Origin of the sequence: Solitalea koreensis (assembly GCF_900182575.1) — a bacterium.
GTDB classification, from domain to species: Bacteria; Bacteroidota; Bacteroidia; order Sphingobacteriales; family Sphingobacteriaceae; genus Solitalea; species Solitalea koreensis.
Genome location: NZ_FXSZ01000007.1, coordinates 75,197 through 101,509, shown reverse-complemented (window position 1 = coordinate 101,509; position 26,313 = coordinate 75,197). Strand labels below are relative to the sequence as shown.

Genomic DNA, 26,313 nt, shown 5'->3' with positions numbered 1-26,313 from the left:
ACCGTGAAACAGATGTTGAGACCCGATAGCTACCGGGTCTCAACATGAACAAAAAATGGCATTATTCAGCTTAGTGAAGCGCTCCGTTCAATCCAATCGTAATCGCATTGACACTATTGAAATGGGTCGAAACTACCGCCCCAGGTATTGTTTTGTTGTAGTTTAGGGTTACGCTGTAAAATACTGTATGGTAACCCAAACAAATATTGTTTATCCTGAATATTAATTGGTGCTTTATCGCCATTTACAACACTACAAGCAAACTTGGTGTATACCGCAGGTTGCTTAATATCATCAAACTTTCCGGGCAAAGCTGCTCCAGGTTTTAAAATAACCGCAAACCCATGTCGTTTACCCAACGATCTTAAGTAGTTAAAGGCTTTCCAGCGACGTAAGTCGTCCCAACGTTTGTTTTCAAAGGCTAATTCCACAAATCGCTCATCATGAATGGCCTGACGCAAATCAGCTGTATTTAACCCATAATTTCCTGTACCTGAGCTTATGCCTGCCCGTTGGCGAATAGGCGTTAAATAACCAAGCACCTCACCAGCACCTCTTCCTGATTCAAAAGCAGCTTCTGCCAGATTTAACAATACTTCAGCATAACGTATCTCCGGCCAGTCGGTAGCCGAGTGGTTGGCATCAGGGGCTGTTTTATCTACGCCTTTGGCCCTGTAAGTACAATTGGGAGACAAGTCGGTAAGACCTGACCATGACTGGTTTAAATCATTTTTATATTTCCAGCTGCTCAAATCATGACAATTTTGGCTTGCATCAATTTGGCCAAATTGCAGGAAAGACCAATTATACACATTCTGTTTTTGCCATTTTGTACTCCACATAACAGGAGCTCCATTATACAATACGGTTGCATAAAAACGGTCATCACGGTTGAGAAAATACTTTTCGTAATCAGCAGCAGTAACAGGGTTGAATGCAGAACCATCTTTCATTGGGAATGCTTTTAAGAGTTCCCATGAAGGACAATCGGATTCCCAGTCATCGGCCGAAGCAAACAAAGGAACAAAACCAGGAGCCGGATAATACGAATCAGGATAGTTAAATCGTCTTACCATGATCACTTCTTTGTTCATTTCATCATCCCAGATTTTACCAAAAACCGGATATAATCCTTTTCCCTTTGCATCTAAAAAATTCTTTGCTGCTAAATTGGCGTCGTAAGCTTTTTGCCAGGTTGCAAGGCCGTTTAAGCCGTTGAACAATGGGCTGGCATAGAATAACAACACCCTTCCTTTAAACGCCATCGCAGCACCTTTATCGATACGGCCGGCATCTTTGCCTCCCCAACTATCCGGCAATAAAGCAATCGCATCATCCAAGTCTTTCAGAATTTGTGTAACGCATTCTGAAGTTTTATTGCGGGGCTTTTGAATAGCTGATAAATCACCAACTGGCTGAGGCTCCAAAATCAAAGGCATTCCTCCCACATCTTTTACTAATGAATGGTAAGCCCAGGCTCTGAAAAATAAGGCTTGTCCTTTTATCCAATTTTTATTTCCCTCATCAAACGTTGCGTTGTCAATTTTTGACAAAATTTGATTGATGCTGCGTATGCTTCCATACGTTTTCACGGCCCACCCTTCGGAAACATCGGCTCTGTCGTAATTTTCAAGCCAATCATACGTAGCTGTACCTAATAAGTACCTGGACGTTTCCATATCGGTTGGCGCCGCTTCATCCGTACCGGTAAAATTACCATATTGTACAAGTTGCGTATTTGTATTCCATCCTCCCCAAAACCAGTTATTCATACCTTTAGAGCAACCTCCGGGATTGCCGGTTCCATAAGCCATGCCGGGCATAAGATTATAATATATGGTGTCTAAGAATGCAGTTGCAGCGGTTGCATTACCCCAAATTTTTGCTTCATCCAGCGTATTCATCGGCCCTTTGTCCAATATATCTTTACGACAACTGCTGAAAAACAGTGAAAAAGCAATTGCACATACTAATGTGGTTGAAAAAATATTTTTCATTTATAAAGCATTTTAGTAATACACAAATAATTAAAACTGGAAGTTAACACCTGCATTCACGGTCTTCATCACAGGATAGCTTGAACCGGAAAATGTTTCAGGGTCGTAATATTTAAATTGACTAAACGTAAACAAGTTAGTGGCGCCTACAAATACATTTGCCGACTTAAACCCAGCTTTTCCTTTAACTATATTTTTAAGATCGTAGGAAACTTGTAAATTTTTTAGCCTTATGAAAGAGCCGTCATATACGTTATAAGTTGATGCCACTTTGTAGCCACTTTCCCTCGGGTCGCCTGAGCGAAAAAGTTTAGGGGCTGTACCATTCGGATTTTCAGGAGTCCAGGCATCTTGGTAATAGATGGGTGCAACCAAACCAGGGAAACTGCGGCCCCAAGGATCATTATACAGGATTTTGTATCCTGCCAATCCTCCCCAAAGCATGTCAAGAGAAAAGCCTTTGTAATTAAAATTGAAATTTAAACCAAAAGAAATTGGAGCATTGTTGGATGCAAATGCATTATTGGCATTATAACTGGCTGCGGTATTTCCCGCATTACCATATTTGGCGATCACGACTTTATCGTACGTATCAATTTTCCCGTCGGGCTTCCCTTTAGGGCCTGACACGTCTTCAAAATCCATCATTCCTAATTCGGGCTTAGCCCCAAATATGGTAAAGTCGGCAGGTAAAGCATTCAGATCGCTTTGCGTTCTAATGATTCCGGTTGCATGGTAACCCACCATTGCATTCAAAGCCTTGCCATTAGGATTTTCAGCAGCTAAACTATTGGCAGGGGCGTCGATTTGAACCACCTCGGTAGAGGCCAACCCTAAATTGCCTGAAACATTCATTTCAAATCCGGTAAACAGCTTCGCCCGCTGATAACTTAATTCCAGTTCCAACCCTTTAGCATTCATTTTGCCATAATTTTCAGGCGGGAAGTTTGTTCCAAATTCAATAGGCAGCGTTAATATGCGTGTACCTAAAATATCATAGGTTTTCTTTGACCAAAATTCGGTTGTAAGGTTCCAATGTTGAAGGAAACCAAAGTCCAATCCTAAATTAAATGCTTTGGATGTCTCCCAAGTATAATTGGGGTTAGAAATACCGTTATAGGCTAACATACTTGAATTACCTACAGGGTCACCAAGCGCATAGTAAGTAGAAGATGCGTTGTAAAGCTCCTTCCATAAATAATTAAAAGAAGGATCGTTACCGGTAGTACCGTATGACAAACGCAGTTTCAGAAGATCTACAAACGATTTTTTATCCCACTTTTCAAAGAAAGATTCTCTTGAAATTACCCATGCAGCAGATGCTGACGGAAATAAGCCCCAGCGTTTACCTGGTGCAAAATTGCTGGAACCGTCTTCTCGTAAAGAAAAAGATGCTAAATATTTTCCTGCAAAATCATAATTAAGTCTTCCTATATACGATATCCGACCAGGCAAATAAGTTTCATATCCGGATGCCTTCGTGTCTCCAGCTGCCGAACTGGCAAAAGAGAATTGATCGGTAGTAAAATAGGGAAAGTTTTGCTTATAGATAGACGAATACGTATCATAACCTTCTGATTGTTCATAAGCAGCCAAAGCACTTATTGAATGTTGCCCTATTGTTTTATCATAGGTAATTATTCCATTTAGTTGTGAAGACGTTGTTTTTCCGTTAGTATTGTCAACATAAGCTGTAATCGGTGAACCACTTTCAATAGTACCAGTGACTTCATCTGTCAACACACCGGCTTTTGAATTTGGGTCAGGTTTAAATTTATATAGCGTTGTCTTTTGGGCAAATGATTTTGAAAAACTATTAGCAATGTTTTTGCTGTACAACATTTTAAGTGCAAGTCCATTTATAAAAGGAACCTTATACTCTGCCGTTAACAAAGCATCCAGTTGCTGATCATTGGATTTTACATATCCACCATTACGCATAACTTCAATAGGATTACCTCCTAACCATCCCGGATCTACAGGTTTACCATCGATGTAGGCAGGGGCAATACCAGAGCCCAGGTAAAATAATTTTTCATAGAACCCCGATAAATCATTTTGAGAAGCAAGTGCTGCAGCAATTGATTGTCGATTATTATTGTTGAAATTCAGATTTAAGCCTACTGATAAATCCTTGTTCAGTTTGGTTGAAACATTACCACGCAAATTGTATTTATTGCTTTTTAAACCAGGCAAAAAACCTTTCTCATCAAAAAAATTACCGCCTATAAAATATGTCACGTCATCACTACCGCCCGAAATGTTTAACCCATGTTTTTGCGTAAAGGGATTTTGATACACTTCATTAAAATAAATTCTAGCATCTGGATTGTTTTTAGCGATCCATTGTTTATCAAAATCATTGTATTTTACTTCAGGCGCATACAAATTATTGACGATGTCAGCTGCTTTAAGCAGTGGCATGTATTGAAATTGTACCGCAGGCTTACTATATACACCCGCTACAGAATTGAATTGCACTTGCATTTTTCCCTTTTTACCCGTTTTTGTGGTAACCAACAAAACCCCGTTTGAGGCACGAGAACCATAAATAGCGGTAGAAGAGGCATCTTTTAAAATGCTTAGATTCTCGATTTGATTGGGATCTAAAGCATCGAATGCACTTTGATCTCTAACAACCCCATCGATTACAAATAAAGGAGGAGCTGCATTCCAGGAAGATGCAGAGCGAATCCGCACAGCCGAAGACTGCCCTGGAATACCGGTTGCTGATTGCACAAAAACGCCAGAAGCTCTGCCCGCCAAAACATTTGATAAATTGGAAGCAGGAATATTTGACATTTCTTTGGTATTCACCGTTGCCACAGCGCTTGTTAAACTCGCTTTTTTTTGAGTGCCATAACCCACTACTACTATTTCATCCAAGGCCTTAACATCCTGAACTAGATTAACATTTATAACAGACTGATTACTAACCGATACTTTTTTAGTAGTATAACCTGTAAAGGAAAATATTAATGTTGCTTTAGCCGGAACCTTAATAGAATAGTTACCATCTGCATCAGTACTTGTTCCTATAGATGTTCCTTCTGCACTCACAGAAACACCTGGAAGTGGCCCGCTTGCATCAGACACTTTACCTTTAACCACTATTTCATCTATAACATATGCCTCTGTAGAAACAGTAGGAGTAATTACTACAAGACCATTATCTTTCAGAATATAACTTAAACCTGTTTGGAACAGGGCCTCTTGCATTACGACTTTTAAATCAGCGCCATCGGCATTAACCGATACTTTTTTGTCTTCCTGCATGCAACAACTACTGTAAACAAACCTGTATGCCGTTTGCTTTTCAATTTCATCTAATACCTTTTGAATACTTGTCTTTTTTAATTTCAGTGATATTGTGCCTTGGCCAAAACTGCTTGCCGAAACCTGCATACAGATGACCGTAAGCATTAAAAAAGTTAATTTCATAATTCGTAGTATCTTGTCTGGGATATGAAATCGCCTTACATGGTTAAAAAGTTGATTTTTTGTCATAATTTTGGGTTGCTAAGTGATAAATTAATTTAGTTAGAGATTCTAATAGCTAATTGATTTATGTAATTGCGGGGAGGGTGTGTCCGCACCTTCCCCTTTTTCTACTTTTTTACAATCGGATAGGGTGTGTCCGCACCTTCCCCCTGTGTTTCCATATTTAAACTTGTTTTGGATTATTTAATGAAGATACTGTCCCTTCTCATTTCAAACTTAAACGGATAGGATAGTTGTAAGGCATCCAGCACCTTGGGCACTGTTTCATCTTCAAACGTTCCGGTATAGCGATACCTTTTTACCGCATCATTGGCAAATACGATATTAACACCGTACCATTCCTCCATTTTTTTTGCTATGGATTCCAGTGGTTCATCCACCACCTGCAATCGCTTGCGTGTCCAGGTGGTTTCTTCAGCTTTATGATTGACCGGATCCATAACAATTGGCATCACCGCGAAATTGGAAACCTTGTAAGCGCCTGGTTGCTCCTGCGTTTTTGAAGGCGGCTCCACAATGACTTTCTGATTTGGTTTTAAAATAATAGGGCTTTGACTCTGGTCATTCATCGTAACGACTACTTTCCCACGAATCAGCGCTGTTTCTATCTTATGCTGGCCGGGATATGCCCTCACATTAAAGGCCGTGCCAAGCACTTTTACATTTAAAGAAGCAGTATGCACTGTTAAGGGATGCTGCTCATCGTGTTTAACATCAAAATAGGCTTCACCAACTAATTTTAGCTCTCTAAATTCAGCGCTATACCCAGCCGCTAATGTTAGCGTACTGTTCTTGTTCAAAACCACAATACTGCCATCAGGCAATAAAACCGTTTTCTTTTGAAGAGTAGCCTGATATTTGATTTCAGGCTGAACGTGGAGTTGTGAAATGGTAGATTTTTGTCTTGCTCGCTGAATGTATATTATACCCATAGCAATTACTAATAGGGCTGCGATACCACCGGCATTTCGTATAAATTTGACAATTACATTTTTCTTGATGGTGTTTTTTTTGCTTTCGTTGGTTAAATTGTCAATAACATCTACAAATAACTTTTTCTGCTGAATGGCTCGCTGCAACTCATTCAATTGATTGATCTTTCTGCCCTGCTTTGCACTTAAAATATTCACCAGGCGCTTAGCCTCTTCGATATCATCTTGCCTATCAGGATTGGCCTGTATCCAACTTTCCCAAAAAACAGTACTCTCATTTCCTTCACCTAAACAATACTTCTGAAAAGTTTCGTCACAAGCAAAATCCTCAGATTTATATTTTGTAAAATTCATAAATTCTTACACTTTTACAACTAGACGACAAAAACGTAAGAATTACCTATAAAAATTTTAATATTTTTTTGAGATAGAAAAATTCAACCCTTTTTCAATGTTTTTCGCAAAAAACAAATAGCATCGTAAATGATATTATAAGAAGTTTTAATGTTTTGAGAAGTGGATAAGGCTATTTGCTCATAACTCAAGCCATCAAAAAACTTCATTTTAATAAGTTCCATTTGACGGGGAGTCAATTGTTGAATGGCTTCGTGCAATCGCCTTTTCAGTGACTCATCCTGTTGTACGTTGATCAAAATTTCTTCGTACGACATTTCTCTCTGTTCTTCCTCAACGGCAATTATATTAATGACACTCTTCGTTTTCGACATATAGGAATACTGGTCCAACATATTTCTACGTAGACAAGTAAATAAATAAGACTTGACATTACCAACTGGGGTCAATCGCTCTCGTTTCTCCCAAAGTTCAAGAAAAACCTGATTGATGCTATCTTTCACCAGCTCATCGTCGGCAGATAACTTAAGCCCATAACGTACTAACTGGAAATAAAGGCTATTATACAGGTCAAAAAGAGCCTGCTTATCCCCATTTCTGAAACTTTCCCAATAAATGCTATACTCTACTTCAACTGACATGCTTAAGAATTAGGATTTCAATTCCAGCAAAATTTAGGTTTATCAATTGCTCTAAACCTCCTCAATATTGATGAGATTAGATGTTATTTTAACCCTCATAAAAAGGATGAGGAGCTTTTAGCTCCTCATCCATACTAATCAACTTTAAATAAATATGAAATAAAACTATTTTAATGGATCAAATGTCCCGCCCCAATTATTATTTTGAAGCAATTTAGGGTTTCTATCCAAGCGCGCCTTCGGAATTCCATAGATGTAATATTGATCTGAAACTGCGATATTGGATTTATCCGTTGTAACAACCTTATAGGTAAATCTGTTATAAATGGAATTAATGTCATCTTTCGGGTTCACGTCCAACTCACCTGTTTTCAGCAAAATACCCAAGCCATGTCTTTGTTGTAGGCCACGTAAATAGCCAAACAGTTTCCAGCGTCTGATATCATTCCAGCGTTTACCTTCAAAACAGAACTCCACAAAGCGCTCATTTTGATATACCGAACGTAGGGTTGCAGTTGAACTCGCTGTAATCCCATAATTACTGGCAGCACCAGCAAGAACACCTGCCCGCTTTCTGATTTGATATAAAACATCAAGTGCTTCAGTTGTTTTACCTAACTCATTTGCGGCCTCACCATAATTCATCAACACTTCGGCATAACGAATCTCCGGCCAATCCACTGCTGCATTATACACCGTGCCTTTAGTAATAGTTTTATCAATAGCTTTAATCCTGTAAAAACCGGAATTGGACCATAAGTTCCCTTCATCGGTAATGGTATTATGAGATCCTTGTATGCCCGTGGCTCCCTCCCAATTGGTTATGCTTTTAAAATAGGTCCACAAATAAGTATTCTGCGTTGTCATTTCAGCGATATATTGATTTGGACTGCCGTTATAATAAATATTAGCGTAAAAGCGGTCATCCCTGTTTCTAAATAAAGTGTCATAGGCGCGCGGTGCATCACCCCATGCTTGTCCATTTTTCATCGGAAACGCATTCACTAATTCCAGCGATGGACGATCTGTTCCTACGTCATCCTTTGACCAATTCAAAGGTCTTAGTCCGGTTTGTCCATAAGCCGCTTCTGGATAATTGAAACGTTTTACCATAATCACTTCCTTATTTAACTCATCATCCCAAATTCTGCTATAAGGTGTATGTAAACCTTTCCCTTTGGAATCCAGGAAATTTTTGGCGGCCAAATTTGCGTCATAGGCTTTTTGCCATTTTGATTGATCATTTGTTGGATTAAACAAAGGACTCGCAAAAAACAACAGCACCCGGCCTTTAAATGCCATGGCGGCCCCTTTGTCGATCCGGCCAACATCTGAACCCGACCATGAATCCGGTAAAAGCGCAATGGCATCATCCAAATCTTTAACAATCTGATTTACACATTCGGTAGTAGAATTCCTTGGAACCTGCAACTGAGACAAATCAGATGTAGGAGCCTGAGCAGTTAAAATCAACGGAACGCCACCATATGCATTCGTTAAAGAATAATAAGCCCAGGCTCTCCAGAATAACGCTTGACCCTTAATTTTACTCTTAGAGGCATCATCAAAACTGGCGGCATCAATATGATCCAGCATGATGTTAACCGTACGGATATTATTGTATTGGCTAAAAGTATCCCATGAATCCACAGTGGCGGTTCCGGTTAGCCAGGCATTTGTTTGTCGTTGATAAGCCACACCTTCATCCGTACTGTTCCCTGACCCATAGGTATTACCCGGCATCATTGCCGCATAAATATTATTAAGATAGGCATTGGCCAATGGCGCATTACTCCAGGTTGCATCAGGGGTAACGGCCGCAAAATTTTCTTTATCGAGCTCTTTAGTGCAACCGTTAAAAAGGACTCCTGCACAAATACCAAGTGCTATTTTTGATATGTATTTTTTCATGTAATTCTTTTATTTAATTGAACTGTTCTTAACTACTTCTATTTCTCACTTAAGCAATACAATTAAAAGCGAACATCCAGTCCAAATGAAAATGTTTTCATAGTAGGATAACTCATGAATTGAAAAACTTCAGGATCGTAATATTTGAATTTGGATAGAGTAAATAAATTGCTACCCGATGCAAAAATCTTCACATTATCTATTTTCAATTTTTGAGTATATCGTTGAGGTATGGTATATCCTAAATTCAAATATTTCATGCGCATAAAGCTGGCACCAAAGGTGTTAAAAGTAGAAGTAGGCACATAGGTAGCTCTTGAATCGCCCCATGCGTATAACTTAGGTGTACTGCCGTTTGGATTCTCTGTAGACCAGGCATCATCATGATAAGCTGGTATTTTAGCCCCTCCGCCAAAGTTACGTCCCCAAGGATCACTATAGGTATTTTTAAAGCCAGCCAGTCCGGCAAACAAAGTTTCTATCGAAAATCGTTTGTAACCTAAGTTAACGGTGAGACCAAACGAATAGGGCGCATTTCCACTGCCCATATAATTACCAAGAATAATTCGATCATAAGTATCAATTTTGCCATCCGGTTTGCCGTCCACTCCGCTTAAATCAGCAAAGTTCATCATTCCTAATTCAGGTTTTGCACCATTTATGAGGTAATTAGTAGGGAGCTTATCCAAATCTGCTTGAGTTTTTAAAATGCCAGTTGCCTGTAAGCCTGTTCCGTAAGTCAATGTTTTACCATTCGGATTATCAATAGCAAGTGCATTAGCAGCCACGTCACGTTTCTTCACCGTAGTGGTAGCATAACCAAAATTGCCCTTTACAAAGTAATTGAAGCTTTTTCCAATTGTATTTTTATAGCCCAATTCCAGCTCAAGACCATTAGCATCCATTTTTCCATAATTTTCAGAAGGTAAGGCTCCTCCAAACTCAGTTGGCACAGCTAAAATTCTGCTACCTAGAATGTCATAGTTATTCTTTTTCCATAATTCAGCTGTAAACTCCAGTTTATCAAACATTTTTAAATCGAGGCCCAGATTATAGGCAGTAGATTTCTCCCATGTTAAATTTGAATTAGGAATACCTCCATAGGCTAAACGTGGTACCGCAGCTCCAGGACTGCCCATATAGTAAGAAGCGTTTTGAATATTGTACTGATCTTGCCATTGCCAGCCCCCTATTGCATCGTTACCTGTTGAGCCGTATGACAGACGCAGTTTTAACAAATCAATTTTTGATAAAGCAGAGGCGTTTTGGAAGAAATTTTCTTTAGAAACTACCCAACCACCAGATACCGATGGGAAAGTTCCCCAACGCTGATTTGGAGCAAACCTAACCGAACCGTCTTCTCGTACAGAAGCTGAAACCAAGTACTTATCAGCATATGAGTAGTTAATTCTACCTATATATGACAATCTACCATCTTCAAACTCAGAGCCACCTGTACTCCAATCGCTGGTATTTTTACTGGTAGCAAAAATCTGATCGATTGGCATTAATGGGAAATTATTACGCGTTACTGATGTTGCATTAAATTTATAATCCCATTGCTCATAAATAGCTGAGGCACTAATTGAATGATCTCCAAAAGTTCTGTCATAGTTAACAAAACCATTGAATTGAAAACTATTGCTTTTGGCATTGTCATTACTCAAATATTCTGTCCCCGGATCGCCACTCATTACACTACCCAATTCCTTGTCGGTGTAAATCAAATTATTAGCACCGGAAGTTTCAAAATTGTATAACAATTGCTTTTTCGCATAACTTTTGGTATAGCTATTATTTGTGTTTTTGCTCAAAGTAGCTTTTAACGAAAGTCCGGGAACCGCCTCAATTTTATAGCCAATGGACATTAATGCATCCAGCTGTTGATTATTGTTCTTCCAATAACCACCGTTTTTCATCATTTCAATTGGGTTGCCTAACCAACCCGGATTTACAGGCTTCCCATTGATGTAGGAAGGTTGAAAAACAGTAAAATAAAGTAGTTTACCCCATAAGTTATTCAAATCCACTGAGCCGCCATCGTAAGTAAAGTTGAAACGATTTCGTGTTCCATAATTATTACCTAAGTTTAAGCCAACTGAAAGGTTCTTGGTAATTTTAGCCTCCACATTGCCCCTCAAATTATATCTCTTGTACCATACATTAGGTAAAAATCCATTTTCATCCACGTATGATCCGCCTAAATAATACTTAATCGAATCCGTTCCTCCTGATACACTAAGGGTGTGTCTTTGGTTATTGGGATTTTGATAAGCTTCATTATAAGCATTCATTCCTTTAGGGTTATTTTTTAGCACCCATGCTTTCTCCTCAGGAGAAATACCACCATTGACAGCTATCGAATAATCCAGGGCCTTACTCACATCCATGTATTCGGGAAGCGCTCCGGTTCGTTGAGAACTAAATACACTGCTAAAATTGAGCTGCGCTTTGCCGGATTTACCGGTTTTTGTGTTTACTAATATTACCCCATTAGAAGAGCGGGAACCATAAATGGCAGCAGAAGCAGCGTCTTTCAAGATGGTGATCTCAGCTACTTCATTTGGATCAAGAGCGTCAAAACCGGCCTGATCCCTCACCACTCCGTCAATAACAAATAAGGGCGATCCACCATTCCAGGAAGATTGAGCCCGAACTTTAATATCAGAAGAAATACCGGGCGTACCTGTACCCGAACGCACAAAAGATCCTGACAAACGACCAGCCAGCACATTCGTAAGATTTGTTGTTGGAATTAAAGCAATTTCATTCGACTTAATACTAGTTACAGCATGGGTTAAAGAAGCTTTCTTCTGAGTTCCGTAGCCTACTACTACTACTTCATCCAGCGCTTTGGAATCTGAACTCATGGTCACATTTAACTTTTCAGATTTTACTTCTACAGTAAGTGATTTGTAGCCGATAAAATCGAACTGCAAAAAACTATTTAAGGGGACCTTCAATTCAAATTTTCCATTAGCATCAGTAATTGTTCCTTGTCTTTTATCACTGACTAATGTTACACTAACACCAGCAAGTGGAGCATTCTGCCCCTTGTCTAACACAGCGCCCTTGACCGTTATCAAGGCTTGGGCGAAGGAGTTTTCAGCCAGAAATACCAGGCTAAACAGCACTAGCATCCAACAGAGTAAACGTTTTTGTTTCATAGTTATTAATTAGTTTTGATGAAACCCCAATATCCTGACTGCCCATCGAAATGACGACCATTATCCTAACTATTTAGTGTGTTATTTTTCCTATTCAACTCCACTTTTCAGCTACAAAACCGCCTTTTGCCAAATAAAATTTCAATTACAACGCCGCCATCATTCCAATAATTTTGATTTCAGTTGCAAAAATCAAATCATCTTTTAGCTTTGCTTTTAGTGCACTGCACAAGCCTAACTAAATCAAAAACTTAAAATTTATTTGTATATGAAGTATTTCTATGAAAATTTCACCCTACCGTCAGAACAATCCTTCTCAATTAATATTTATACGCCGGAAATTAAACGTTACGATCTATTAAGAGCACATGCCAGTTTTGAAATTGCCCTGACAGAAAATTGCATCGGAAAACATTTTATTGGGGATAATATTCAGGATTTTGAAGGCACGCAATTGGTATTAATGGGCAGCTACCTCCCTCATTGCTATCACTATTATCATCAACAGGATCCGTCGATTCAACCTCAGATCACAACCATACATTTCGCCCCTGATTTTTTAGGGAAACCCTTTCTCCAACGACCGGAAGCCACCCCCCTTAATGAATTATTTATCAAAGCTTCAAAAGGAGTTTTATTTAATGGATCCACGGTAAGCAATGCCAAAAAAATTATGCAGGATATGTTATTAGCCAAAGGTTTATTAAGAATTTCCCTCATGCTGCAATTGCTCGACTTACTATCCGTAGACAATTCATATCAAATCTTATCTTCCCCATATTACAACGTCACTGAGGGGGCAGATGAAAAACTAAAAATCAACAAGGTATTCGAATACATCTTTCAAAACTTTACAAAAGAAATCTCCTTACAGGAAGTTGCGAATCTTGTTCCTATGACCCCAACCGCTTTTTGTCGCTTTTTTAAAGCAAATACCAACCGTACCCTAATTAATTTTTTAAAGGAAATACGAATTAGCCATGCGGCCAAGCTCTTACTCGAAGGCAAACACAATGTAACAGAAGCCTGCTACCATAGCGGATATAATAACCTGTCTAATTTCCATAAGCATTTTAAAGAAGTCAAAGGTCTTTCTCCCAGGGATTTTGCAAACCAATATAAAGCAAGCGCCTAAGAAACTTCCCAACTAGATAATAACTATAAATACAAAACCACCGCCTGGAACCAAGCGACGGTTTTGTATTTAAAGCATCCATTGTATAGTTTATCCAGTATTTCAGGAGCGGTCATAGAGGAAGATATTAAGGGGATAAAGCGTAGGTAGTGCATACGAATTATGTTAAGTAAAAAACCGATCCTCGGTTATAACATTTGGGTTACAAATCCGAATGAGCTAGGTAACTTAATACCTAGCATTACGAACCCCATTCATCTGCCTGCAGGCTTCTCCCAGATTATAATCATAATGCTGCAAGAGTTGCCGACTCTCTTCATCAGACAACTGATAAAGATTTTTTAAAATAGCCTGGGCTCTTAAAACCAATTTATTATTCAGACATTTTAAATCAGTCATAAAGGAACCATGCACTTTTCCATTGCAGATCATTCCAGTGGTTGAAATAAAATTCAGGATTTTTTTTGTGGCTGTACCGGCTTTCATTCTTGTAGAACCCGCCACTACTTCTGCACCTGAATGTAACGGGATGATTTGATGGCAGTAGTCAGGATGAAGCGGCGGCAACTCCTGTTGAAGCATCACCGTGTATGCTTTGCGTTGGTGCGCAAAATGCAATCCTGATAACACATAATAAGCTGACCCGCTGGCTGATATTCCGATCACCACATCCTTTGGCGTTATATTTAACAATAATAATTCAGGCATACTGCTGGCGTCTTCTTCAAATCCACTTTCAATATCAATAGCAGCTTCCGATACGCCTCCCGCTATAACTGCAATCACCTGATCTTTACCCGCACCATAAGTGCAAGGAATTTCAACGGCATCAAGCGCTGCTATTCTCCCGCTTGAACCTGCGCCAACATAAATAAGTCGACCGCCATTTTTCAGCGAATCGGATACCTTGTGGGCTACATAAGCAATTTGCTCAATTTCCTGATCAATCAATCGGGTTGCTTCCTCTTCAGCCTTATTTAACAGCTGCACAACTTCTATTGCCTCCAACTCATTCAACTGCGCATTTGGTTGATAAGGTAATTCTGTTGTATACTGTTCATATCTTGGTTTTATGACTTCTGTAGCTGCTTTTCTCTCGTATGCAATTAAAGAAAGAGCACCGAACAATTCCAAATTAGCTTCTTCTATCACTTCTATATTTAACAATCCCTGGTTCTCGCCTGATTGCAATCCTATTTGTGAAAGGAGCTCCTTTTTTATATCGCAGTTCGCTATCGCTACTGACTCTGAAAGCTCGCCTGAAATACATACTTTATCCAATGCATAAATTTCAGCGGCACTCGTGATGATTCCTGCCAATCGCTGCCAATAAGCCTTTACTTCCGTTTCATAAGCTGAATCAGAAAAAACAGTTGCCAGATTTCCCGATTCATGCAGTGATTCCAATTTACTGACACTGCCCAATTCATTGTATGTTCCATCAGGTGTATAAATGCCCCCTAATAAAGGAGAATTGCCATTAGGCCTCCATCGTCTTCCATTTTTCCAAATAGAAAATCCAAGGTTTGTTCCTATGCACAACACCCCGATAGTTTGTTCACCTTTTAAATAACCTAATTCTGCTATGGCTATACTGGCAGCGTCAGTATCATTGATCAATACTACCGGGCAGCCGAATTCCATCTCCAGCCCCCCTTTTACATCTACCCGCTTAAGAATGGACAATTTTGAAGTAGTACTTTCCACCCTGGTGCCATGATAGTTAACAAGCCCGGCTATAGAAACCCCTATACCCGTTATTGCACCGTATTGGATTTCACATTTTCTAATTAACGTTTTTATAACATTCAAAAAATCGGCTGGCTCCGACAATAAAGAGGGCACCTTTTCTATCCGATTCATCAAGGCACTTAACGAAATCTGTTCTTTTGCAAATACCTCAAATGTTTCAACAGGCGCAGTCACAGCCTTAATCCAGGTATCGCCAATATCTATCGCTAATAAATACTTATTCATTGGCAAGCTCTTTTTTTTCGGTTTTAAATTCAGACTCAAATAATTGTTTACGTTGTGAAGCATTCAGCATAAGGGGAGGCGCAACTGTTTGCAATAATTCTCCTTTGGCTGCCTTTTCTTTTGCCAATCTGTTGTATTCGTACAAAAAGGTGTTCTTAATTAACTCAAAGCTGAGCGGTCTTACCTCATTGGATTTTTCACCAGGCAACAGAAATGGTTTCCCGGCTTCAATGATTGCTTTCCCGTTCTCAACACCTTTAAATTTGTTTGCCCCTCTGTAGTCCATGAGCACATTTTCAACTGTGTGTAGATGAGCGCTTATATCATCATTCCACACCACCGACAATTTAGTAGCATCCGTACTTAGTAATATGCAATCAGCTTCTCTTTTCTGCCAACTGGCATCTGATGAAAATCGGATCAGTTTTTTAAAATACGGAATACGTATCCGATAATAAGCAGGCTGGGTGTGAAACTGATTACTAAAAGAATAATTCGCACCCTGGGCATTTGCCGAAAAACTTGCAGTGATCTTACCAAATTCGGTAATGGCGTTTTTCATTTCCACCTTTTTACCGATGCCCACCCATTCAGGAGACAGGCAATTAAAAAGCCACAATTCCCGATTCTTTGACTCCATCCCGTTTTTCCCGCCTATTTCCATCAAAAGCAAATTTCTTACGGTAAGGGCCTGCTTGCTGCCTCCCCATGCATGAGGGGGTGGGCAATCCTGGGCCACCTGACGATCGGTCCAGGGCTTAACCAGGTTCTCAAAACATTCCATCGTAGAACCACTATGCAATAACTGGTGATAAAAATCCTTTAAAGCCGTAAATCCATCACCCTGAGCCAAGTATTGCTGTATCATGTTGGAAGTAATGTATTGATGCAGATACATTCCATGGCGGTAAGTCATGATACCTTCAGCATAATCTTTTCTAATCCGTTTCAATGTTGCGGTCACCCGACTATCTGTCGGTGCCAAAATTTCGGTAGGGTATGCTAAGATCATGTTCTCCCAATCGGCATCCGTCATACACTCATCAAATCCCTCGCGCGCTTTTTGCCCGGTAAGGTAATTGTACAAACCTGTTGGCACATATCCATCTTTAGCAGAAGCATCAATGGCTTTTAAGATATTCTGTTCGTACTTATTTGCCAAGGTTGTCCACCTGATCTCATCCTCTTTTTTGTTCAGTAATCGAGCTACCCCAATACAACTCCTTAGTCCCATCAACGCAAAGAAGTTTTGACCACTATAATGCCCTGTTATCATTTCAGCGTCATACGCATAACACGGAGGCAACAACCCATATCGACTACTATCAATGGAAGTTTGCAGAAATTCAATGCCTTTGGCTATACTTGGAAAGATTGATTGGGCAAAAGCGGCATCCCGGGTATAAAGGGCTGTCATTGCGATGGAGTACAAAATATGACCCTGCGTGGCCGGAATAATTTTTCCGTGCGCAACAGCACGATCAAAGTATAACCCATTTTCCTGCTGTTGCTTTAAAGCATCAGGAATGATGGATTCCTCTAGTATCTGTGGCATACCGGCCGACAAATACAGCAGAGTCATCTCTGGTACTGAAGTCAAGAAAAAATCCGAGTAAGGCAATCCATCTGTCTGATATTTTTTCCCTTGTCTGTTTCTTGTAGCCAACAAAGTGTGTACAACACCCGCCTTATAAGCATTTTCCACCCTGGCTTCCGGTATCTTAAACTGACTGGCATTTTGCATCAAATCTTGCCAATAGCGAATAGTTTTTGCCTTGTGAAGACTGTAAGATGCCTGATTAATCTTTTTTAATAAAGCCGTTTGTGCAGTGGCTACCGGCACCTGTGGCATTTTAAATACCCATTCAACCGTTTGCCCCGGCTGCAACAACTTTTCATTTACAGCCAAGCAACATTCAGCTCTTTTAGTAATATGGTATTGCCTGCCTGAAAAAGCTTTTTTATAAATTACACCTGGAACTGATTGCCTGCTTGCACCCTGTTCAAAACCATAGATGAAATAGTTGTTTCGAATTACAGCATTTGAAGTCATTTCATAATTCCAATCTGGAGAAAATGGCTCGTTGTAGGAATAAGGATCGCTCTCATATCGGTAATCTCCCCCATTATGCCTCAACGCGGCCTTTAGCATTGCGGTTGCAGCATGAGCCGCAACATTGGTGACTTTAATCTTTGAAAAATTAACAACAGGTGATGCTACATCTTCATCAATATAATCAGCAAAATATTCCAGTTCATATTTCAATCCTGCGTCTTCCCAGCTGTATTCCACAATGGGTATCCAACCATCGAAAAAGGTTTTTTGCCTTGCGAAAACGGGATTGTTATTCTTGCCCCAAAAAAAGCACAACTCAGCATACCTGGTAAATAAAGCGCCGTCAAACGTAACCTGCGTCACATCTGACTGAAACGGCATGCCAATCACCGTAGTTGATTTGGCCAAATAATTCCATTCTTTTTTTGCGTCATCAGTAGCAGAAGCAAGCATGGAGGTCGACTTTTTCTCTTGCCCATAACCATCATAACTTATGAGCAATCCATATGTAATTAATCCCAAAAGAAAGTATTTCATAACTAAATTTTATAAAGTTGGTAACCCAAATTGTTAAAGTAAACGCATACAATACTCGTTCAAGTAATATCCTTAAACAGTCGCAATCATTCCAGAATAAAACTTGCAGGCCCGAACTCCTTAATCTCACAAATAAATTTTTCGTTTTTGACAGGTATTGTCTTTCCACTTACTTCACCTCTAAGGTTTACCGGTGTAGCTTTAGTGAAATACTGATATCCGGGCAAGGAAATCGTAACCTCACCCGATTTTCCTGCCTGCTCCCATAAGCGCAGCAAGGTTCCCTTATTTCCATCGGGATCGGTACCAAATGCCGTAAGCAGTACACCTTTGCGAGAAACGGAAATACCTGATTGTTGTGATGGTAGCTTTGTTCCCTGTCCGGTTGCAGCAATGGCCATAAGTGGTACTCTTGCTTCCCATGATTTCACAGCCAGGTTTTCAGCAGATTTTTCGTCCGGCTTTATGCCCCAAATGCGCACTCTCTCGCTCCATGCCCCTTCTGTCCAGAAAGGATAATTGCAATTCCACATATTGTTGTACAGGTTCACAAATACTGTTGGTTTTTTTGGAAAATAATCATAATCGTATTTCCAAAGACCCGGCTCACCGAAACTAAGCAAAGGAGCATCGATAGCGCAAAGCCCCATACCTGTGTGATCCCGAGCAGTGATAGCCGTACCTGTATTTATGCCGTACAGGTACCTGTTGCCGCCGGTAATCTGGTCGGTAGCCAAGTTCATAGTGCCACCAATACGACCTGCCAGGTATTGAGGATTGGCTACATTAAATGGAAAACTAAGCCAGCCACCCTCAGGTAATGTGCTGGGCTTTTTACCCGTTATCTTCCATTCCACCTCGGCATAAGGTTGCTCTGCCGGAAAAGTAAATTTGATCGATATCGATTGCGCAACGGCAGGCAAACTTGTAGAAGTGAGTGTGACCACATCGGCTACCGATGATCGAGCATGCATGAGCGTCCAATTATCAGCACTACTGATAGAATAAGGAACATTGTCAGGCATATTGGGTTTATAGGTGCCATTGGCCGCATTGTTCTTTGTGCAAAAGCGATTGTAATAATCCACGGTCTGAGCATGGCTGAACTGCTCGTGAACATATTGACCTAGTGCATAAGGTTGATGCTGATCTACCCAATCCCTTCCGGTTGACTTCTCTATAAGAGAGGCAATCCCCCCGCGTTTCAAATCAAACTGCACTTTGAAGTAGCGCGTTTGCAGTGTGTTTGTATTGGCATCCACTCTGGAAACAGCTGCAGGCTGATGCAGGGAAATCGTCTTATAGCCACTTGCCGGCACATTATCAGCCATTACTTGCCGGCCGTCTATCACTACCATTCCTGAACGTGGCCAAGGCAATGGATTGTACACAACCACCTCCCCGGCAATCGATTTTACTGATTGGGCAAGGACACTTAGGCGGTCTGACAATGCCCCGGTTACAATGCTGTCGGATATTTTGATGTATCGTTTATGGTCTTCAAAGCTGGCTTCAAATTTCTGGTAATAGCCATTTTTTCGGGCATCCAAGAATGCATCCCCATACAGGTACCTTTCGGTGTCTCTGTTTTTTCCATCCATCGAAAAGAAGCCCCAGCCTGGCGTATTACCGCCCCAGGTATGCTCTCCATAGAGCAGACTATTTTCGTATGACTGGGCTAAAGAGGGGGCTAGCGGACTAGTATGTATACCCCACGACTGCAGCTGCGTGTTTAATACATCTACTGCAGATTGCAACGGCCGAATGTTCCGGGCTATTTTGGTTTCGACAGGCATAGACATCACGCCGTGTATCCAGGGGTCCACCATATCGCCCCTGATCACCGGAAGGTCGGGGTTTTCGGCCAGTAATGCCTTAGCAAATTCATCCAGGGTAGCCAAATGCAGCTTTACTCCTTTCATGCTGTCAACCTTTGCTATTACGGCGTCCACCTCTTTGGGAGAGGGCGGGCCTTCATTGTCATGGGTCATCATAACTGCCAGGTAGTTTTTGGATGGCCAGTTACGAGGCGGAGTAATATCAGACCCATATTGAGCAGTATAATTGCAAAGGATTCGTGACCCATCGGGCCCTACCCACCAGAACAATTGAGGTAACAATACAGGACGGTCAGAGTAATTGGCTCCAATTTGCAGGAATTTAATGCCCGCATTATTTAAAAGGGTTGGTAATAACCAACTATGTGCCGGCACATCAGTCATTTTCGCTGCTATGGGCAAGGGTTGCCCGTATTGGCGTGCTAAACTGGAAGAAAAGTTCAGTCCCCGCACGTAATCTTCCAACTCAAAAGCATCGGACTCCATTGTACAAGGTAAACCATGCACCGCGATAGAACCTTCGCGGAGGGCCTGTTCTATTTTAGCGCGTCGCTCAGGCGTTTGCAGAGGACCTAATATCGCTCCCGCCATCGGCCAGCCCGCAATGGTCCATTTAAACCGTTCCTCTGCTGGCTTTAACCGGTCGGCCTCAATCATCCGGATGGCGTTGTCCATCATGTCTTCTCGATATTTCTTAAATACTTCACTTGCCGACATGGTAAAACCCAGATCGCAATGGGTTTTAAATACCACCCATATATCGGTTACTGCAGGTGCTTTTTTTCCTGGCAGTAAACTAGAAGGCGCTGAAGGTACTGGTATCGGAGATTTAGGCCAGGCTTGCGACGAAGCCTGTAATGATACTGTCAAGAGCAGGACTGGTAAAATGCATTTTACAGCAAGCTTAGATTTCTTCATAATTAATTCTTTGTGTAGAGATACTTTTATGATGATTAGAACTTACGATCAAGGATATAATGTTGATTGAAGCAACTTCTACACACAATATTCGTTCATATAAAAGCCTTTAACATCCTATTAATTGCCAACTCTTGATGTTATTTTAGCTGATATAGATTTCGAGAGTTACAATGGCCGCTTTTTTATTTTTTTTTAATCATTACAAACGATGGTCACTTTTCTATTTAATTAATCAGTGCTCTAGAAATATTTTGCATGTGTGTGTGTGTGTGTTATGACTCTAACACGAAAGCTATCAACATGACACCTGCTTAAAGGCATTTATTTTATCACTGCAGTTGCAAAATTGAAATCAGCTGTTAGTTTTGTTTACTAAACCTTTCGACCATGAAGTACTTTTACGAAAACTTTAGCTTTCCTCCCGATCAATCCTTTACGATCAGAACAGATCTGGTAGAAATGAAGAAAAACAACATATTAAAGTCACACTTAAACTTTGAAATTGTCTTATTCGAAAATTGTAAAGGCAAGCGCTTCATAGGAGATCATATTGATGATTTTGAAGGAACGGAGCTTGTATTGCTGGGCAGCTATTTGCCGCATTGCTGGCATTTTTACCAGGAGCTGGAACCCATGGTAGCCCCTCAATCTATAGTCATCCACTTTTTTCCCGATTTTATGGGCAAGCAATTATTGGAAATGCCGGAAGCTAAACAATTGAATGAACTATTTTCCAAAGCTTCAAAAGGAATTTTATTTACAGGCCCTGTTGTAGAAAAAGCAAAAATGATCATGCGCACCATGCTATTAGAAACAGGGATGTCAAGAGCAATATTAATGCTGCGTTTGTTGGATTTACTCTCCCAATCCAATAGCTACCAATTATTGTCTTCGCCTTATTTCAATAGTGTGGAATCTTCGGAAGAGGCAAAAAAAATCAATAAAGTATTTGAGTATATCTTCCAAAATTTTAAAAAAGAGATTTCATTGCAGGAGATAGCAGACTTACTTCCCATGACACCATCAGCATTCTGCCGTTTTTTTAAAGCAAAAACCAACCGTACCCTTATCGACTTTATAAAAGAAGTGCGGATCAGCCATGCCGCAAAACTGTTGCTCGAAGGCAAGCATAATGTTACAGAAGCAAGCTTCCACAGCGGGTATAACAACATTTCCAATTTCAATAAACATTTCAAAGAATCAAAAGGACTATCGCCACGCGACTTTTTGAATCAGTATAAAGTTGCTTGAGAAAAAGCATAAAATGTATCTTGAAAAGTTTTACAAAAAAACGGGACATCAAAAGCGATGGCCTGTTTTTTTTGTTGCAATCAGTTTAACTCCGTTTTATTCGTCCAAAAAAGAGGAGCTTCATGCTCCTCTTAAAGAGCTCTATACGATTTTTCTCAACTCGTTAATAATTTAAGAGCATCATAAACCACTCTTATTTTAACATTATTTAGTATTTTTTTTAAAATTGGTTAGTGTCGTTTTTACAAAAAGTTTATTTACTTTAGATCAAAACCAAAACACATATATCTATTTATGCAATGCATCTACGAAAACTACACATTCCCAGTTGACCAATCTTTTTCGATCAGTGCTGAACCATTTGAAATAAAAAAACATCATACCTTAAAGTCCCATGCAAACTTTGAGATTACCTTACTTGAAAACTGTAGTGGCAAACGTTTTATTGGCGATCATATTCAGAACTTTGAAGGAACAGAACTGGTGATACTAGGCAGCAACCTACCCCATTGCTGGCAATGTGATAAACAACCAGATCCAATGAGTCCTCCGCAGAGAACTGTCATCCGTTTTTTTCCTGATTTTTTGGGCAAACAATTATTAGAAAAACCGGAGGCTAAACAATTATCAGAGTTGTTCTGTAAAGCTTCAAAAGGGATTTTATTTACCGGATCAACAATAAAAAAAGCCAAAAAGGTAATGAGGGAAATGCTCGTTGAAACAGGAATGGCAAGGGTTGCATTGATGTTGAGGTTACTTGACATCCTGGCGCAATCTGACACGAGCCAGGTATTATCTTCTCCTTATTTCAATAGCATTGAAAGTTCAAGCGAAGCACAAAAAATAAATAAAGTATATGATTATATCTTCAGAAACTTTAAGAAAGATATTTCACTGCAAGAGGTTGCAGATCTTATCCCCATGTCGCCAGCAGCCTTTTGTCGCTTTTTCAAGGCCAAAACCAATCGTACATTAATTGATTTTGTAAAGGAAGTAAGAATTAGTTATGCTGCAAAACTATTGCTTAAAGGGGGCCATAATATTACCGAATGTTGTTATAACAGCGGATACAACAACATTTCTAACTTCAACAAACATTTTAAAGAATCAAAGGGGTTATCTCCACGCGACTTTTTGAATCAGTACAGAATGCCTGAAACAGAGAATACCAAAAAAATGCAAGTTGCCTAACAATATACTTCTGAAAAGAATACAGACTTTTTTGTACTATATAAAAAAGGTTAGTAAAACTGATTTACTAACCTTTTTTCGTTTCTTTCACAAACGGCCCAGCGAAATTTCCTGTCTCTACTGTACTTTAATTCCATCTCCAAGGCTTCCCATTTATTAGCTTGAAGAATGGTCATTCAAGAAACTAGTTCAAAAGGATACTTACCGGTTCATAAGCGTTAATAGGTACATCAATGGTATTATTAATTTTAAATTCTTTCGACAGAAACTCCCCTCGCAGATTACAAAAGCGGGCTGTTTTAAAGGAATGATTCTCAGAAAGGGTAACCTTGCACGAGCTGTTGTTGCCAGCCTGCTCCCACAAACGTAACACAGTGCCATTACCATCAGGATTTTCACCAAATGCAGTTATTAAAATGCCGGCCCTTGAAACAGAGATGCCTGTTTTAGTGGCAGGTAATTTTCCAGTCTGACCATCCGCCACACCGGTTAACAATGGCAAACGTGTTTCCCATCCATATTGAGACAGGTTGGCAACTGTCTGCGTACCTTTGTCAACCGGCCAGATACGCACGCTTTCGCTCCATGAACCCTCCTGCCATAAAGCGAAATTGGTATTCCACATATTATTGTAAAGGTTTACAAATACAGATGGAGTCGTTGGTACATAATCCATGGAATATTTCCAAAGCCCCGGTTCACCAAAGCTTAACAGAGGAGCATCGGCAGAGGCTAATGCTACACCCGATTTATTAGCCTGGGTAATTGCCGCCCCAGTAGTTACTGCCATAAGGTGTCTGTTGGCGCCTGGTACAATATCCTTTGCAGGATCGATTGGACCACCTAAACGACCAACAGTAAACTTCGGTTTCTCCACACTGAATGGAAAACATAACCATCCTCCTTCAGCTTGTTTTTCGGGAGTTTTTGAGTCTACTGCCCACTTAACATCTACATAAGCAGCGTTGTGAGGGAAGGTAAACGTTAAGGTATACCCCTTTGCATAACCATCTGTTGATACCGCTGTTAATGTGGCAATGTCTGCAACAGCAGCATGCATAACGTTTATTTTCCATGCATTTGGTGTATAGGTTAAATAAGGAATTTCTTTAGGCATTCCAGGTTTTCCAAGATCATTTAAACCCCAACCATCTTTGATACGACTGTAGGCATTAAACCATTTATCCACTTCATTAGCGCTAAAACGTTCGTGCAAAAACTGCCCAACAACATACTTCGATGATTGATCTACCAACTCACGACCGGTTGATTTTTCAATTAAAGAGGCGATTCCTCCTTTTTTCAAATCAAAAACCACTTTGAAATAAGGAGTACTAAAGGTTGTTGCTTCATCCCTGGTAACGGCACCTTCATTTAATTCATTCATTGAGAACGTGCTGTAACCAGAAGCAGCCACATCTTTCACATAGAAGTATTTTCCTTTTTCCCATGGGTTTTCAATCATCCCCGATCGTTTCCATGGCAAAGGATTATATACCACCACACGTTTTCCTTGCTTATTAACCGATGCCGCCAATAAATCAAGTTCAGTTTTAAGTTCTGTGCTTACAATGTCATTGGCATTAAGAATGTATTGACGTTTATCATCGTATGAACGAAGCCATTTTCGTTTACTTCCGATTGTGGTATTTTTGTGATTGCTATTTATCAGCGAGGCGTAGTTGCCGTCTTCGGGAACCGGTTCTGCCGCTGCTTCATCCATCCATTTCTTCCATGCATCACCATAAGCATAACGAGGGCCGTATTCCGCATTCATCCCCCAGGTATGTTCGGCATATAAAAGACTTTGTTCATACGCTTTGTTCAGCTTTGCAGCAACAGGTACAACCGAGAGGCCCCAAGATTTCAGTTGCGTATGCAAGACATCAAGAGCTGGCTCCAAGGGGCGTATATTTCTAGCAATTTTTGTTTCCTGAGGATTCGATTGCAGGCCATGAATCCAGGTATCGGGACAATCACCTTTTACGGTTGGCAGATCAGGCTTTTCGGCAAGTACGGCTTTGGCAAAATCATCCAGTGTACCAAAGTGGATTTTCACTCCGGGTAATTCTTTGGCAGCATAAACAAGCAGCTTATCAATTTCCTTTGAGTTTGGCGGCCCGTGATTATCACCTGTCATTTGCATGGCCAGGTAGTTCTTACAAGGCCAGTTAGGCGTTGGCCTGATGTCAGAACCATAAAGTGGGGTATAGTTGCATAATACTTTTGACCCATCGGCTCCTTCCCACCAGAACAGCTCGGGAAAACGAGGATACTGACTGGCAGGATTACAGCCTAATTGTAAAAATTGAATGCCCGCATTTTTCAGCAAGGTAGGCAAGATCCAGGAATGACTTGGCACATCCGTCATTTTTGCACTGATAGGCAACGGAAGCCCATATTTCCTTGCAACCGCTGAAGAAAAACCCAAGCCCCTCACCAAATCTTCATAATCCAACGACTCTGTATGTGTGGTAAAAGGAAGGCCATGAGCAACAAGTGTTCCTTCCTTTATTGCTTTTTCAATTCTTGCTTTTCGTTCCGGTGTTTGTAACGGGCCAAGTATTTGCGCCTGCAGGGGCCAGCCTGAAACTGTCCAGGAAAAACGCTTTTCTTTTGGTTGCGTTTGGCTCTTCTCTATTACGGTTAATGCATTGTCCATCATTTCTTCCCGGTACCGCTTAAATACATTTTCGGGGAGATCTGTAAACCCGAGATCAAAATGTGTTTTAAAAACCACCCATATATCCGTCACTTTTGAATTGATAGTCTTTTTTTCACTCGACGGTTGCGCCTTTGCCGCTAAACTGAAGAGTACCATAAAAAAAAGTACTGTAGTTTTTTTTCTTGTCATTACAATTACATTTTAGCTTTAAACAATAGTTTTTTATTACCAACGAACCA

13 protein-coding genes are annotated in these 26,313 nt (G+C 40.3%); 3 read left to right on the top strand and 10 right to left on the bottom strand.

Going from position 1 to position 26,313, the window contains the following annotated elements; translation table 11 throughout:
* Positions 1 to 113: 113 nt before the first annotated feature.
* From FN756_RS11520 to FN756_RS11495, 6 genes are all read right to left on the bottom strand, one after another.
* Positions 114 to 1,997, bottom strand: a complete 1,884-nt coding sequence (locus FN756_RS11520) for a RagB/SusD family nutrient uptake outer membrane protein (RefSeq protein WP_142604266.1) — start codon at positions 1,995 to 1,997, stop codon at positions 114 to 116.
* 30 nt (positions 1,998 to 2,027) lie between these two features.
* Complete coding sequence (locus FN756_RS11515) at positions 2,028 to 5,438, bottom strand: SusC/RagA family TonB-linked outer membrane protein (protein WP_185955262.1); 3,411 nt, start codon at positions 5,436 to 5,438, stop codon at positions 2,028 to 2,030.
* Positions 5,439 to 5,677: 239 nt separating this feature from the next.
* Positions 5,678 to 6,784, bottom strand: coding sequence for a FecR family protein (locus FN756_RS11510; RefSeq protein WP_142604264.1), 1,107 nt, complete (start codon positions 6,782 to 6,784; stop codon positions 5,678 to 5,680).
* 83 nt (positions 6,785 to 6,867) lie between these two features.
* Entirely contained in the window at positions 6,868 to 7,425 is a 558-nt protein-coding gene (locus FN756_RS11505) for an RNA polymerase sigma factor (protein ID WP_142604263.1), read from the bottom strand.
* 165 nt (positions 7,426 to 7,590) lie between these two features.
* Positions 7,591 to 9,336 carry a RagB/SusD family nutrient uptake outer membrane protein gene (locus FN756_RS11500; RefSeq protein WP_142604262.1) on the bottom strand — a complete coding sequence of 582 codons (1,746 nt, stop codon included), beginning with the start codon at positions 9,334 to 9,336 and terminating at the stop codon, positions 7,591 to 7,593.
* Between the two features lie 62 nt (positions 9,337 to 9,398).
* Positions 9,399 to 12,503: a SusC/RagA family TonB-linked outer membrane protein gene (locus FN756_RS11495; RefSeq protein ID WP_142604261.1), complete on the bottom strand. Its 3,105-nt coding sequence runs from the start codon at positions 12,501 to 12,503 to the stop codon at positions 9,399 to 9,401.
* A gap of 268 nt (positions 12,504 to 12,771) precedes the next feature.
* Here FN756_RS11495 and FN756_RS11490 point away from each other — a divergent pair, with 268 nt between their 5' ends.
* Positions 12,772 to 13,638, top strand: a complete 867-nt coding sequence (locus tag FN756_RS11490; RefSeq protein ID WP_142604260.1) for an AraC family transcriptional regulator — start codon at positions 12,772 to 12,774, stop codon at positions 13,636 to 13,638.
* 228 nt (positions 13,639 to 13,866) lie between these two features.
* Here the strand turns inward: FN756_RS11490 and FN756_RS11485 are convergent, their stop codons facing one another.
* The 3 genes from FN756_RS11485 to FN756_RS11475 form a co-directional block, all read right to left on the bottom strand.
* Complete coding sequence (locus FN756_RS11485; protein ID WP_185955261.1) at positions 13,867 to 15,615, bottom strand: N-acetylmuramic acid 6-phosphate etherase; 1,749 nt, start codon at positions 15,613 to 15,615, stop codon at positions 13,867 to 13,869.
* The gene (locus FN756_RS11480; protein WP_142604258.1) at positions 15,608 to 18,208 is read right to left on the bottom strand and encodes a hypothetical protein; all 2,601 of its coding nucleotides are present in this window, start codon (positions 18,206 to 18,208) and stop codon (positions 15,608 to 15,610) included. The genes FN756_RS11485 and FN756_RS11480 overlap by 8 nt, the downstream gene beginning before the upstream one ends.
* A gap of 86 nt (positions 18,209 to 18,294) precedes the next feature.
* The gene (locus FN756_RS11475; protein ID WP_142604257.1) at positions 18,295 to 20,964 is read right to left on the bottom strand and encodes a glycoside hydrolase family 38 N-terminal domain-containing protein; all 2,670 of its coding nucleotides are present in this window, start codon (positions 20,962 to 20,964) and stop codon (positions 18,295 to 18,297) included.
* 390 nt (positions 20,965 to 21,354) lie between these two features.
* Between FN756_RS11475 and FN756_RS11470 the strand changes: the two genes are divergently transcribed.
* Positions 21,355 to 22,218 carry an AraC family transcriptional regulator gene (locus tag FN756_RS11470; RefSeq protein WP_142604256.1) on the top strand — a complete coding sequence of 288 codons (864 nt, stop codon included), beginning with the start codon at positions 21,355 to 21,357 and terminating at the stop codon, positions 22,216 to 22,218.
* 294 nt (positions 22,219 to 22,512) lie between these two features.
* On the top strand, positions 22,513 to 23,409 hold the full coding sequence (locus FN756_RS11465; RefSeq protein ID WP_142604255.1) for an AraC family transcriptional regulator: 897 nt from the start codon (positions 22,513 to 22,515) through the stop codon (positions 23,407 to 23,409).
* Positions 23,410 to 23,593: 184 nt separating this feature from the next.
* Here the strand turns inward: FN756_RS11465 and FN756_RS11460 are convergent, their stop codons facing one another.
* Positions 23,594 to 26,263: a glycoside hydrolase family 38 N-terminal domain-containing protein gene (locus FN756_RS11460; RefSeq protein ID WP_142604254.1), complete on the bottom strand. Its 2,670-nt coding sequence runs from the start codon at positions 26,261 to 26,263 to the stop codon at positions 23,594 to 23,596.
* Positions 26,264 to 26,313 lie beyond the last annotated feature (50 nt).